Origin of the sequence: Alcaligenes sp. YSL9, assembly GCF_030515105.1 — a bacterium.
Taxonomy (GTDB): Bacteria; Pseudomonadota; Gammaproteobacteria; order Burkholderiales; family Burkholderiaceae_B; genus Alcaligenes; species Alcaligenes phenolicus.
Genome location: NZ_JALXJU010000001.1, coordinates 568946 through 582336, shown reverse-complemented (window position 1 = coordinate 582336; position 13391 = coordinate 568946). Strand labels below are relative to the sequence as shown.

Annotated in this window: 18 protein-coding genes; 2 read left to right on the top strand and 16 right to left on the bottom strand. The window is 54.8% G+C overall.

The annotated features are described in order from the left end of the window. Positions 1-276: 276 nt before the first annotated feature. The 15 genes from M2Q46_RS02700 to M2Q46_RS02630 form a co-directional block, all read right to left on the bottom strand. Complete coding sequence (locus M2Q46_RS02700; RefSeq protein WP_302356691.1) at positions 277-693, bottom strand: hypothetical protein; 417 nt, start codon at positions 691-693, stop codon at positions 277-279. 83 nt (positions 694-776) lie between these two features. Further along, the gene (locus M2Q46_RS02695; protein ID WP_302356689.1) at positions 777-1499 is read right to left on the bottom strand and encodes a hypothetical protein; all 723 of its coding nucleotides are present in this window, start codon (positions 1497-1499) and stop codon (positions 777-779) included. Positions 1500-1647: 148 nt separating this feature from the next. After that, positions 1648-1905: a hypothetical protein gene (locus M2Q46_RS02690; RefSeq protein WP_302356687.1), complete on the bottom strand. Its 258-nt coding sequence runs from the start codon at positions 1903-1905 to the stop codon at positions 1648-1650. A gap of 107 nt (positions 1906-2012) precedes the next feature. Next, positions 2013-2468, bottom strand: coding sequence for a Panacea domain-containing protein (locus M2Q46_RS02685; RefSeq protein WP_302356686.1), 456 nt, complete (start codon positions 2466-2468; stop codon positions 2013-2015). 363 nt (positions 2469-2831) lie between these two features. Next, the gene (locus tag M2Q46_RS02680) at positions 2832-3257 is read right to left on the bottom strand and encodes a DUF4128 domain-containing protein (RefSeq protein ID WP_302356685.1); all 426 of its coding nucleotides are present in this window, start codon (positions 3255-3257) and stop codon (positions 2832-2834) included. Next, a complete protein-coding gene (locus M2Q46_RS02675) occupies positions 3254-3715 on the bottom strand; it encodes a hypothetical protein (RefSeq protein WP_302356683.1) in 462 nt (153 codons plus the stop codon). Before M2Q46_RS02675 ends, M2Q46_RS02680 begins: the two co-directional genes overlap by 4 nt. Then, on the bottom strand, positions 3712-4773 hold the full coding sequence (locus M2Q46_RS02670) for a hypothetical protein (RefSeq protein WP_302356681.1): 1062 nt from the start codon (positions 4771-4773) through the stop codon (positions 3712-3714). Before M2Q46_RS02670 ends, M2Q46_RS02675 begins: the two co-directional genes overlap by 4 nt. 1 nt (position 4774) lies before the next feature. Continuing rightward, positions 4775-5164, bottom strand: coding sequence for a hypothetical protein (locus M2Q46_RS02665; RefSeq protein ID WP_302356679.1), 390 nt, complete (start codon positions 5162-5164; stop codon positions 4775-4777). A gap of 1 nt (position 5165) precedes the next feature. Continuing rightward, positions 5166-5678, bottom strand: a complete 513-nt coding sequence (locus M2Q46_RS02660) for a DnaT-like ssDNA-binding protein (RefSeq protein ID WP_302356677.1) — start codon at positions 5676-5678, stop codon at positions 5166-5168. Positions 5679-5687: 9 nt separating this feature from the next. Further along, positions 5688-6041, bottom strand: a complete 354-nt coding sequence (locus tag M2Q46_RS02655) for a hypothetical protein (RefSeq protein WP_302356675.1) — start codon at positions 6039-6041, stop codon at positions 5688-5690. 44 nt (positions 6042-6085) lie between these two features. Further along, positions 6086-7060, bottom strand: coding sequence for a major capsid protein (locus M2Q46_RS02650; RefSeq protein WP_302356673.1), 975 nt, complete (start codon positions 7058-7060; stop codon positions 6086-6088). 96 nt (positions 7061-7156) lie between these two features. Further along, positions 7157-7903 carry a hypothetical protein gene (locus M2Q46_RS02645; protein ID WP_302356671.1) on the bottom strand — a complete coding sequence of 249 codons (747 nt, stop codon included), beginning with the start codon at positions 7901-7903 and terminating at the stop codon, positions 7157-7159. A 12-nt stretch (positions 7904-7915) separates the two neighbouring features. Beyond that, positions 7916-9340, bottom strand: a complete 1425-nt coding sequence (locus tag M2Q46_RS02640; protein WP_302356669.1) for a DUF4055 domain-containing protein — start codon at positions 9338-9340, stop codon at positions 7916-7918. 4 nt (positions 9341-9344) lie between these two features. Next, positions 9345-10829 (bottom strand): hypothetical protein, encoded by a 1485-nt coding sequence (locus M2Q46_RS02635; RefSeq protein WP_302356667.1) that lies wholly within the window; start codon positions 10827-10829, stop codon positions 9345-9347. Continuing rightward, complete coding sequence (locus M2Q46_RS02630) at positions 10819-11292, bottom strand: DUF2280 domain-containing protein (protein WP_302356665.1); 474 nt, start codon at positions 11290-11292, stop codon at positions 10819-10821. Before M2Q46_RS02630 ends, M2Q46_RS02635 begins: the two co-directional genes overlap by 11 nt. Positions 11293-11360: 68 nt before the next feature. Here M2Q46_RS02630 and M2Q46_RS02625 point away from each other — a divergent pair, with 68 nt between their 5' ends. Then, entirely contained in the window at positions 11361-12299 is a 939-nt protein-coding gene (locus M2Q46_RS02625; protein ID WP_302356663.1) for a putative phage abortive infection protein, read from the top strand. A 16-nt stretch (positions 12300-12315) separates the two neighbouring features. Here M2Q46_RS02625 and M2Q46_RS02620 read toward each other — a convergent pair whose 3' ends face one another. After that, positions 12316-12951, bottom strand: coding sequence for a putative metallopeptidase (locus M2Q46_RS02620; RefSeq protein WP_302357044.1), 636 nt, complete (start codon positions 12949-12951; stop codon positions 12316-12318). 81 nt (positions 12952-13032) lie between these two features. Here M2Q46_RS02620 and M2Q46_RS02615 point away from each other — a divergent pair, with 81 nt between their 5' ends. After that, complete coding sequence (locus M2Q46_RS02615; protein ID WP_302356661.1) at positions 13033-13332, top strand: hypothetical protein; 300 nt, start codon at positions 13033-13035, stop codon at positions 13330-13332. Positions 13333-13391: the final 59 nt, after the last annotated feature.

Genomic DNA, 13391 nt, shown 5'->3' with positions numbered 1-13391 from the left:
CGTCATCCATAGCGCGGATGATTCCCGCGAATGCCGATACAGCAGTGATACGCTCGGCTTGCGTATACGCCTGAATCGCGGTCCAAGGTATCGGGCCTGATGCCATACCCACCTGCCTATCTGTAGAAAGCTCCCAGAAAGCCTGCCAGTAACCCCATTCGACGTCATGGAGATCAGGCGGTATCAGGCTTTCCGGGATGCCTTGTCCGAATCGCTCATAGTCCTCAATGGTTTTCTTCGCGTTCGGGTTATCAAGGCTCCAGCGCAGGCGGGCAATCAGTTTTTTGTGGCTTCCTCCACAAACAGGCTTGCGTCTGCGTCTACGCGCTGAGCTGCCTGCAGAACCAGGCCCGCGAATCGTTCGCCGTTACGGGAAGTGATGAAGCTCACGGCCAACTCTGGGCTATATGCCAGGTCTTTGCCGCCATCCTTCAGGCCACGCCAGCCCTTAAGCACCACCTCAGCCAAAGTTTCGCGCATGGCCTTGGCCAGTTGCTCTTCATTCAAGGGCTTACCACGGTTCTTCAGGCGCAACGCTGCTTGCTTTTGGATCAGGGCCTTCTGAGCATCTTTGGAACCAATGCCGCACACCAGCAATTCAACGCCGGGGGCACCATCCAGATCACCCACCCAAGTGCCTTTGTCGATTACGTTCAAGGCTTCGTCAGACAAAACCAAATCTTTAATATCCATTTCCAATCCTTTTAGTCCCAGGTCTCAAAACGGGGCAGGCAGCGAGACCAGTTCCGCCCGCCCCTAACCGCTAGGGCGGGTTCTTAGATTTCAACAATGTTGCTATCGACGGCAATTGACCACGCACGCAAATGCGCAGCGGTTGCATCGCCGCCTTGACGAGCGCCTGGCAAGGCAAGACCGTAGAACATATCGGTCATGCCGGCAGGCGGTGCCGATGCTGAGTGCGTGCCAGTTCCAGCAGCCGTCGTTTCAATGCCAGTTGTGCCGTCAGGAGTAGCGGCAACAGAAAAAGCGTTAGCCGTCAGGCCATCGGCAATGACGTAATAGACCTTCCCTGCCTCCAAGCCAGTGGGCAGCGCACCGCCTTCATTGCTGAACACAACAGGCTGACCGGTCTCTAAACCATGGCTTGGCCAAGTAACCACAGCCGGAGCTGCAACGCTGATCGTTACATCAGAGGAAGGCATGCAATCCGCGCCCCATTCAATTTTGAATTGGTACGGAACGCAGTCTGCAATAGCCGCTTTGAACTTGATCTGGCCGGGATCCAGGGCCATCGGCACAAAAGAGTTTTCCATCGTGCCGCCATTCAAAGTGGTCTTGAACTTGCGCACACGCTTCTCATTGATCAACGCCTGTTCACCAACCTCTTGCGTATCGCCGATTGCGCCCGCATTGGCCCAGCCGCCGACCTCCGTCCAGGTTGCGTCTGCAAAGTCAGCCGCAGTAACAGTTCCCTTGGCGGTTACACGTCCGCCGATATACAGCTTTGACCCGGATACCGGGTAAAGTCCACCGCTCATGGGTTTCTCCAATAAAAAAGCCCCGCTGATTTAGCGAGGCCAAAAAAAGAAAACCCGGCGCTTGGCCGGGTCGGGTATTGCGCCCTGTACAGGCGTAAAAAAACCGCCCTTGGACGGTTTCAAAAAATCAGAAAGCAACTATATGGAGCTAGTCGCCTGATCTTTTAAATGTATGAACGGCTTTATCGACTAGACGGTCAATTTCCTCTATGCCGCATCGCCTTGCATACAAAATCAGCCCAACCAGCTGCAAAAGGCCAACTATAAGAGGGCCGGTGAAGTTGTCAGACTCCAAAAGATAATGCACATCAAACAATATGACGAGAATAAGCGCAAAAATAAACCGTTCCTCAAGACGCTTATCAATTTCATCTTGAAGACGCTTTTCTAAATTGGCTGCCGACATGGCCGACGCCTCGCCCGCCTGCTGTGAGCAAGAGACATCCTGAGCGGATGTTGCCAAGTCATCAAGCACCCCATTAGGTATGCTTGACCTCTGTTCCTCAACGCCACTCACTTTTTGACACCCTTTTGACGAGACATATATTCCTCTACGATATGCTCGTGAGGAATCGCTCCCCCGCCAAAGCGTGAGTCGTAATGCCTTGCCCAAGCACTGTGACGATCATGAACAATTTCTACCAGTTTAAATGGCGCCACACCAGAAAGCTTAGAAACCGCTTCATCAATGATGCTAGCCTCCTCACCTTCCGGCATGTCATCAACGCCATGGAAAACATTCTTGATGGGACGAGCACCAAAAGACCTAACGTTGCGATAAACATCTGGAAGCACTGGGCCATAGTCCCACGCCTCAAACGACTCGTCATCAATCAACTTGGGGCGACCCTCACGGCCAGCGTAAACCATGTACGCAATGTACAAAATTTTCTGCAACTGAAGATTTGTAAGCCTCCATCCAGAAGCTTCACAAGCACGCTTCGCTGCTTGCATAGCAGTAACACTCATCGCAGCCTCCCCATAATGTTGCAACACTAAACGCCAAGCTGGCGCAATTTAGCTGATCGCTAATGATAAAGCAATGCCCAGCTGTATATAAAGACAGTTTATCAAGACTAAAGTTCCCGTACTCTTGACGATCCACCTCCTTAAGCCTCTTTACCGCCTGGATGGCGGCTATTCTTTATTAACGGATGTTTTCGTCCGCTCCGGTTTTCCGGTGAACTCCTGGCGGCCAGTCTTCGGTTTCAGGCCCACCATCTCGGCTGCGCCCTTAGCCATATGGCCGGCAGCCTCACCGATTTTCCCGTTCACCCAAGCATCACGCGCCAGCTTTCGCCGGGCCTCACAATCTGTGCACATCGCTATCTCCTATGCAAAACACTGCCATGGGATGCGGACCGGAACAGTCCAATACCCGTTATCTTCATAGCCTTCTTGAACGTGGGGATAGTCAGTCACTGACACGCACACGCCGCCGTAGGTCATTTGCGTGCCGTCACGAAAATGATCCGCTACAGCTCCCGCGATCTGGTCGTAGGCTGAAACGTCCTGGCCAAGCGGATAAACCAGAGTGATGATCAGAGCCCCTGTGCGCCGATGAGGCTTTCTTGGAGCGATCATTTGACGGACTGGCGCCACAGTGACACGTCCTACCCGCAAGTAAGGCTGAGGCAGTCCAGCCGCATGCGGTACCTCAAAGGTCTGGCCCGGCCAAGCCTTGGTATAAGACAGGGGCAGCGACTCTATCTGGCCCTTTATAGCCAGCCAAATTGCCGTTTCGGTTTTTGCGCTCATTTGCTCTTCGCCTCGACTCCTGATTGCAGCTCCGCCACCGCTTTGGCTACGATCTGCTGCCAATTTGCGATGGCACCTTCAACGAAATATGAACCAGCCTGGTTGTAAACGCGACCTAATGAATCTGCGCCGACAAACCCGTAGTTCTGCCGCCGAGCGTAGATAGCTTGGTAGCCAATCCAAACAGGCTGACCCAGCTCAAGAGTGGCGGTAACCGCCCCCACGTCTTGATCTTTAAGAAATACCGCAGCGCCCTCTGCCCCTTGTGGCATACCTTGCGTAGAAGCCATAAGCGACCGCACCAAGTTCCCTGTCTGAAAAGGTAGGCGACCACCATTTGGTTTGGTTTCCCGCATTTCATCAGCAAGCAGCTCAATCGAGCGTCTGTGAGTTGCTGCAAGCCTCTTCTCGCTTTGTGCAGCCCAGGCTGACACTGTTGCAGCAAATGAATTGCTCATTCCAGCCCCACAGAATGATCCAGGCGGTATGTGGTGTCACAGCCGCATGAAATAACGTGTTTTGCTCCGCCGGCCGGATCGTGTGCGTGCTGCATACTCGTGCCATCAGGAAATACAAATGGCGTATCCAATCCTCGGACCGACTGACCAGACATAGCCACGTGATCTGGACGACTCTCTTTGGTTGCGCCGCGCCGATGATGCCAAGTCTTGATAATCGCGCTCTTGTCCAATCCCTTTGACTCCGCTAACTGCTGCCATTGCTCGTCCCGAGCCGACATAACGGCATTAGCTGTCTCAGTGGCTGCCACCGTATCCGCCCTTGCCTTCAGCAGCGCATTACTGAACTGCCGCTCACTGATCAAACGATCAGCCTCTGGCGCCGCCGTTCCTGCTTTGTAAGCCCGGATAATCCGCTGCTCGGTCGCGGCGTTCACCTTGTACCGGAGCGCCAGCTTGCCATCCTGCCGGACAATCACCAGATCTCGCACACCATCTGCGGTGCGCATACCCTGTGTGACTGCCTGCAAACGTGCTGCACGGGGAGCGTCCAGCCCCATCACACCGCCAGCGCGTAGCCCGCCCTGCACTCTACCCGCCAGATCGACTGCTATATTGCGTGGCCCTTGGCCTCTGCCGAACCCAGCCTCAATGACCATACGAGCCACTTGAGTCTGTTCCTCGGCGAAGCCCACAACGCGATTGGCGACGTTCTGCCGAATCCACTCTTGCGCGCCGGGATTCGTCATGCGAAACCTCGTGCCGATGCTGCCCAAACCTTGCGCCTGGATCTGTGCTGCCGTAGAAGCGCCAGCCAGTGCATAGGCCTGCGTCATCTTGGACGAATACTCAGCCCAGGCCGCTTCATTGATATTGAGCGCAGCAATCGCACCCTCGACGTCCGTTCTGGCCAGCGCTTCAAGCAAAGCCCGCCAATCGACGTTGGCTTGTAGGTCAGTGACGCTGGCCATGAAAGCCCGGTGGATCTCCGGCTCAAGCTCTGCAATGAGCTGGGCAAATAAGCGGGCCTGCGACCGGTTGGGTCTGCGTGTCGCCATATCAGCCCCGAATAATAAACTTCACCGCGCTCGTAACCCCAGCAGCCGGAATCTTTTCAACCGCAATAATGTGAACCGGTACACCGTCCACAGACAGCACGTCGCCCGCCGTGTACTGCATCACCGGAACTGTGCATATAGCCTGCCGGTCAGATGCAAGAATCACCGTCCCGTCCATTTCAGTGCCGATAAGCTGCTTGCTCACACCGCGCACAGCGCCATGTAGCGTTTCCGTTTGAGTGACCGGCTTAACTGGGTCCCAAGGATTGGGCCCTGGCGCACCTGGTGTTTTTCGAATGAACTTTATCTCGCCCTGACCCAACCCCCCTTGGCTGGTTGGAGCCAGCAGCTGAGCGGCCATCTTTGCCATATCTGAATAGAAATCGGCCATATCAAACCCTCAAAATGCACTGCGTCGCGCCACGATTGACCAGCAGGCAGCGCAGCAAATCCTCTACCTCGGCAAGTTGCGACCGCTGCATGTCCAGCGTCAGCGCCACGCCATCAGATGGCCCAAACCGCTCCCGTTCGATCACATCTACGCGCTCGCGTTTGTTCACGGCACCTGGTGTAAAACTCGGGCTGGACGCGCCCGGCGTAAGCAGTTCTACCAGCGCCAGCGCATAGGCGGCGCGCTCAATCTCGATCGGCACAGCATCATCCGGCAGCGGCTCATTTGCGCAATGGTCAACAGCCCCGCTGCGCGGCCACGCCAGCGGCTGAGAGCGCCCCAAGGCTGGGCGGCCCGGATAGCGATCACCATACTGGCCATCCAGAGAGCGGCTGGCACGCACAAGTGCCGCCGTACGCTGCTCATCCGTCACTTCAGCTGCATCCCACGCGGCACCACCGGCCGACATCGAGTGATACTCCAGTGCCCCATCCAGAGTGCCGTAATTTTTCATGCCGGCTCCTTACGCCGTTTGACGCAACGCCTCGCGTACTTTGTCAGCACCTGCCTTGTGATGGACGGAAACCCCGCGTTCCTTAGCCAAAGCATGCAGTTGTTCTGCGTTTAGCGCGTCCAGCCCATCCCCAAGCGTTGTATTGGCATTAGCTGCATCAGACGCCAGCTTTTCAGCCTCAACGCGCTCTGTTGAGTTCGCTTCGAGCTCAGCTTTAGCTTGCTCCTCAGTCTGCTCACGCTGTGTAGAAGGGTGCTCGTAACCAGCCGGAGCAAAAGCCGCATCAATGATCTTGTAGCCTTGAGACCGCAAATCCGCCTTCTGCTCTGGAGTGACCGGGTGTTTTTGATAGATGACTTTCATCCAAATCTCCAATGAAGTAGAGCGGCCGAAGCCGCTCCTACCGATTAACCCTGCCCTTCGGCCATCACACCTGCGCTGTGCTTGATGCTGGACACAACCAGATCCCAATTCGACCCGGTAGCGATCTCGGAATCAGTAGGAGATTTGCCGCCATTGGCCATATCCCAGGCATAGCCTTTCAGGCCCACGGTGAAGTCGTAGTCAATCTGCAGCGTGGTTTCAATTCGTTCCTTGCCGTTGCTCGTTTCCACGTTGGAGACCAGGTTGCGAGGATCGCGCACCAAGGCTGCGCCGGTAGTCAAGGACAAAACACGACGCTTCGCTGGGTCTTCCGCTGCGGCTGCAGTAAACAGAGCTGGCGCATCAGTCACAATCGAAGGACGCCCCAAGATATCGACCACACGAACGTTACCTGCCTGGAACAACGTTTGAGCATTGGCCAGATTCAAGGCGATGAAGTTGTGGTACTGAATGCCATCCATCACCTGAGCAACGATCTGGCTGGAGTGATCCCCAAACAAAGCGTGCGACTCGTTCACCGTCAAATAATCAACTTTCTTGGATGCAGACACATCCACGGTAGCGGCCGCACCCTGATTGCCAATGGCGGCCACCAGCGCAGCAATGACGGTATTGAGCTGGTCTTGCAGCAGCAACTCAGCAAAGGCGCGGGAGGCAACCTCGACACCCTCAGCCGTAGGCTTGTTAAGCCACGTCATCTGAGATGGTTCATAGCGTACAGGGCCAAAGCCACCAGCAATCTTTACCGCGACAAATTTATCCTGAGACAGATCAATCGGTGTCACGGCATTGTTGGTGCCATAGCGATCAACGCGGCGACGCGCATTGGACAGGTTTTTGAAGAACGAAGTCATCACGAAATCGCCTTCAAAGCCTTCTGTGGTCAGGACAATGGAACCGTTGGAGGCGGCATTGAATTTATCGACCATTTGGGCCAGCGTTTCAATCGTCGCTGGCATGAAGTACTTATTGAATACTTCCATTTGAGAGAGAGACATCTGTAGCTCCTATAGCTGTAAAGATGGATGCCGCGCGAGGCGGCTAAGTTTGTGTTGTCGCGCCTCGCGCGTTGCTGCACCCATCGGGGCAGCTGTCTATCGGCCAAGCTCTGGATACTTGGCAGCGATTGCTTGCTGGCGCTCTTCTTTGGAACCACCAAAATTCCCGGCAGCCTGACTGCGCTGCCCTGCGCCGTGGCTTCCAGGTGCGCCGGGACCGGACGCCTTGGCCAGATACGCCTTGCCTTGCTTGGCAGCAAAATCTTTCACGAACTCCACCGGGGAGACTTCACCCAGATCGGTATCTGCAAAAGCGACACGCTGACCATCGTCTTCGCGACGTACTTTGATCTGATCGGCAAGGAACTTGGACAACATCGGCTTATGGACAGGATCAAAACCTGCTTCATCAAGGGCCGCATTCAGCGCATCACGCCGAGTCTGCCCGTCGATATAGCCGTCACGCTCGGCCACCTGCGCCGTCATGGCGTCCAGGTCCGTCTTGTGCTTGGCTTTCAGACCCTCAACCGCCCGGGCATGCTGCTCTTTCAAAGCCGTAATCTGCTCGTCAGGCTTAGCACCAGATTTAAGGCGTTCCCATTCGTCGGCGTCGAAGTCCTCGGGCAACGCACCAATGCGGCCTTCCAACTCCTCGATCTTGGTCAAGCGCTCTTTGGCCTTGGCAGCGTTTTCCTTGTTGGCGCGAATCACGCCGGAAACCTTCGGGTGCGCGTCGATATCCGCGACGTCCAAAACAAAGCGGCCATCGGCCGCTTCTGTGTATAGGTCTTTGAGGTTTTCTGGAACCTCGCTTGCTTCGGTATAGAAAGATTTCAAAGCCACGTCATGGCCTCCTTAGTTGGTAGCGCCCTCGGCGCTGGGAAATAGCGAGCCTACGCCCGCCAGAGGATCGCCATCAGCGTCGTCGTCGCCAATGTCCTTTTCCTCTTCTTCATAAGCTTTGTCTTCGTGGATCACGCCGCCCTGCTGCAGCTTGTCGAAAAGCGCCCGATGTGACATAGCCCCACTCTGCCAGGCAGCAACCAACGCCTGAATGTCCTGCGCTGTGATCGAACGATCAAAAAACTCTAAGTTCGGCGTAACGATTACTTTTTCTGGGTCTTCGCCAATCCACTTGGCGATATTGCGCAGTGCCCGCTCCAGGCCAGCGGCAGAGGTCTGAGCAATGCTTGTAAGCGTGGCTGTCTGGCTTGCGGCCCGTAGCTTCAATGCCTCGCCGCTTTCCGCAGACTGCCCTGACTGGAGTACTTGGGCGCCAAACTGAGCCGCTCGCGCAAGGGCTTCTTGAATGGCATTAGCCTGCTTCTCCAGGCCTGGACCACTAAATTCCAAATACTTGGCGTCGCCACCTTGCGGCAAAATCCACAGCACTGAAGAACCCAGCGTTTTGGGCGCAAGTCCTTGCTGAATTGCACTTACAGGATCGTCAAACCCTATGGCCACTGGCGTCGGCTCGCTGGTCATATGCAGCGAGAAGGAGAAATCAGCATCCAGGCGGTAGATACGCACGGCCAGCTTTGCCAAGCCATAAAGAGGCACATCGTCTGGCTCAGGCGTTAAGTCCAGCGAGCCGGCAAACACGAACGGCAAAAAGTCCAGAGCAGCCCCACGCGGCGTAGAGGCGGCAACCTCCTCGCCGGCGGACCAACCGCCATTAGCCTTTTCCCAAACTCGGGCTCGGTACACGCCGTCAAAAGCAATGCACTCACGCAGTCGTGTCACCTGTTTCCACTCACCTGTTTCACGATCACGGACGGGCCCAGACTCATCCAGAACCACGTAGTCCGGTACGCCATCAGTAGAGTCCCAGTTGATGATGGACTCAGCCACGTAGCCGGACAGATACGGAATCCCGTCCTCGGTAAGACCGGGCAACAGCCCATACCGGCCGGTGGTCATGATTTCCATGCCCATGCGCCGGTGTAGGGCGTCCAGTGTCAAGCCGTCAAGCGTGGCTCGCTCGCGCAGATGCTCCATAGACTCCGGAAGCTCAACCTTCGCAGGCTTGGCCAGCATAATGCCGACCGCCCCCCGAATTGTTGGCGCCGTAACCTCGGGGAACTCAGCTCGCGTCTTATATAAGTCATACACGCGGGCCTTGGCGACCAGATCCTCAATGGCTGTTGTGCCGGTCTTCATCGGCAAGTATTTCTCGCCTTTTTCCTTAACATCGTCCTCACCTGCTACCGCATCACGCATCAACTCCCATGAAGGAGCAAAGCTGATGTACTCCGGGTGCTTGATACTTGGGTCTTGCATGTGATTATCCAAAAGCGGTTGTGACAACACCAGCCGACTTCAAGCCGATGTTTGGTGCCAACTCGGTCAATGCCCAGACTGTGGCATCAAGCCGGTCAGGCGACTTCTTGGCCGTTGTTGGCACATATTCCATAAGTTGGTTTTCAAGTAGGTACAGAGCGCCTTTATGTGCAACCCGGCCCTGCTCGTAGAGTGCTGAGATAGGCTCAGCTCGGGCGAACTTGCCTTTGCTGGCATGGACGCGGACGATGCGGCCCTTAAACCCTGCATTACGCAACGTGGACTCGGCCATGTCACCGCCCTGGTTCGTCTCGATAACGATGGCATCGGCATTGTGCTTCTCGTATGCGCCGATGGCCTTCTGAGCCCAGCCGTTCGGGCTGTACTTACCGCTGTAGTCACCATCTACCGAATACTGGCGGTTATCACCAGACCCGTAGGAACTGGCCGCCACAATGCCGGTCTCGTCGCTTTCGTCGCTCGCAGTCGTGGCCGGGTCAACCGCCACCACCGTGCGTACCAGCTCATGCCGGATCTGCAGAGCATGGGCTGCTGTAATCAGCGCCTCAGTCCACAGCGCCCCCTCGGCATTGAATCGGCGCGGACGCTGCATGTACTGCGCCTCTGCCGTCCGTCGGTGAGAAAACAGCGCGGTCCGGTGTGATTCGTTGTGCTTGAAAGGCCAAAGCCACCCATCAGGCAGGCCATGATCAATCGGTATGCCGTGTGTATTCTCTTCCGGGTACGGCAAGCTGTTGTCGATGATCACTGGCAGATTCAGGTGGTGCCACTTCTCCCCAGACCCGCCACGCAGCAAATAGCCGCTCAGGTCCTGGTAATGAATCCGCTGCATGATCACGATCATCGGCGTGGTTTCAATCGCCAGCCGTGATTTGATCGTTTCATTGAATCGGTCGTTAATGCCGCCGCGCACCGTATCGCTGTATGCATCATCAGGCTTGACCGGATCGTCAATGATCAGCGCGCCCTGCCAACCCGGCTCCATGTGCCCGGCTCGAAAGCCCGTCACCTGGCCGGCGGCTGACGACGCATACACGCCACCGCCGTGCTCAGTCCACCACATGGCCTTACTGTCAGCATCGTCGCGCAGCACCATGGGCCACATGGCTTGATAAGCCTGTGACTTCACAATTCCCCGCGCCGTACTGGAGTTCAACAACGCCAGATTGTGCGAGTAAGACAGGTGCATGAACCGGGCGCGATTGTTCAGCGCCAGGCCGCGCCCGATCATATTGATCGTGGCCAGCTCAGTCTTGGTGTACCCAGGGGGGACATTGATGATCAGGCGTGTAATCTCACCAGCCACCACACGATCAAGCGTTTGCTGGATCACCTTATGGTGCGGGGCCACGATCATCTTTCCACCGGTGCGCTGCTTGAAGAAGTACCGGGCAAAGAAAAGCCCCTCGTCCTGACAACGGACCTTTGCTACTTGGCGCAGAACATCAGGCTCAACATCAGTACTCATCTTCAAGTGCTGAGACGGCGGCAGCGACTGATTTTTCATCGACCACCACCGTTCTATGTTCCATGGGCTTTCCGCCTGGCCCGCTCAGCTCCCGCTTGTTGGTGAACATGCCGCCCATCTCCTTAGCAGCCTGTTCCATCAACGAAGCAGCCAGGACGATGTTCTTACGGCGCATCGCCTCGTTCGCCATCCGGTGAAGCTGGCGCAGTCGGAAGGCCTGATCAGCAATCGGGATCTCGGCTACTTCGCGTCTAAACTGATTTCGAGTTTCGAGAAACATCACACGATATTTCTCACTCAGATTTCTGCCAGCGTGCTTTGTGGGGTCGTAAAGTGCTACCTGAGATCGCGGCACTTCAATACCATATTCTTCCTTAACAGCATCTGATACCTGTTGGGGGGTGTCATAACAGGCCAACGCCTGCACGATGAACTGTTTCACCGCGTCTGTCAGTTTGGCCATAATCATAAATTCCGTTAATGCCTGGTTAATCTGCGCGCCTTAGCGCTTCTCCCCCTGGAGTTGTATCGATGAAACGTAAAGCATCACTGCCTAAAGCCGACCGAAGCTCTGACAAAATCATGCGTAGCATGCGTGTGCTGGTATACGCCGCCCTTATGATTGCGATGGGCACCTATCCGCTCTGGTTTAATGTGATTAATCAGCAACCGCTCTCGATCGATCCCAGTGATTGGGCGAGCTTTGGTGACTTCTTCGGCGGCACAGTTGGCCCCTTCATTGGATTTGCTTCAATCGTCCTTCTTGTAGAAACCCTCAAGCTACAGCAGCGAGGGCTAAAAGAACAACGCGAGCAACTACAACAATCAGCAGAAGAGGTAAAGGAACAGAACAGAATCCTAATGCTCCAATCCTTCGAACAATCTTTCTTTTCTTGGCTCAAAGACTACAAAGAACAGATCGAGGAATTGCACGTCGAAACTGACTCCGACCCACAACGCAACGAGCCAGTCACAACACTACGTGGACGACATGCGCTAGGCTGCATTATGAGTTCTTGCTTCCACCCATTCAATACAGCCAATCGACTCTACGATTCACCAGCGAAGAAAATACTCCAAAGGAGCCCAGATCTATCTGCGAATGACATAGAAACTGCCCTAAACAGAGTGCTAGAACAATGGGTCAGCAACATGTATTTGCATGCGGACTGGCTCGGTAGCATGCTTAGGACCCTATACAGCCTTTTTAGTTGGATAGATGAACACAAGCAATTGTCGGAGAATGAGAAACAACATTACGCAAGCATCGTGCGCGCTAGGCTCTCGAATGCAGAGCTCAGAATGTTATTTATCGATGGTATGACAACGTCAGGGCGGAAATTTGCGAAATACATCAACAAGTATTCTTTGTTTTGCAACCTACCAAACCCCGATACGCCAGCTCTCGATGCGATTAGACACCATCCAGAATGTCCATATACAGAAGAAGCTTATACAGCGGACGCTTAGGCAAATAAATTCCACGCTATGCAGCTACTCTCAGACAGGTGCCGCATGCATGTGCAATGTTGGCCCTTGCCACCGATGGGCCTGCCTTGGCGGCGTCAATCAGCCGCTGCACATCTTGAGATGCGCCGTAGCGCTGGACCACCCCAATGAACTCTTCCACGTCGTGACCGACCATACAGAGCTTGGGGAATCCTTCTTTATCAAACTTGGGTGAGCCAAACTCATCTATTTGCTGGCCAATGTGCATCAACTCATGCTCAACCAGTGCGCAGAACTCGATGTCGCTGCACTGGGAGCAGTAATCGGCTGCCAGGGTGATGATGAACTGCGGCACATGGCCGAACCACTCGCGCATCTGTTGCTCTTGGCGGGCTTTCTGCCAGCCTCCAGCGCGGAACATTACTTGCTCGCATTGGCCTAGTACTGTACGGCCTTGCTTAGTGAAGGCCGTCGATGCCCACAAGAAGCACAGATCGGCATCGATTAGATGGGAGTGGTCGGGGTTATGGATGGGGCCGTCGTCAGCCAAGATCGTCGCATTAACCCATTCTTTTAACTCAGGGGATGGCTCTACCCCACCCCACAACGAATCAAGAAGCTCTTTCGATGGATAGGGCCGGGTTCCGAGCAAAGCGCGTGGATTATTTTTCATAAAACACATTGTTTTTTTGCCGCAAATCAGCAACAATGGATTATCTATAGATTGCCCATAGATCACTTAACAGGAAGCCCTATGAGTTACCCGACACCCGAGACCATTGCTGCCCGTCTAAGCCAACTACACTCCGAAGAGTTCGGTGGAAAGACGATGGGGCGCTATCGAATTGATAGAGAGTTGTTTAAAGACCTAGCCAATAGAGACAAGTTGGAAAAAGTCGTTGTAGATAAAGTCGCGAAAGCCTTAATGGAAGATCATGGGTTAATTCTCATGGACCTTGGTCCATATCTTGCAGTTCTTCAAGCAAAAAAGGCTCTAGCTTGGCGAAGTGCCACTAAAAAAATCGTCTCGACAGCAGTTGAAGATATCCAGTAGACCGTTTGCGAGGTAGTGGCTAATCCTGCCCCCATTTTTCTGCCCATCCCCACAGTAGG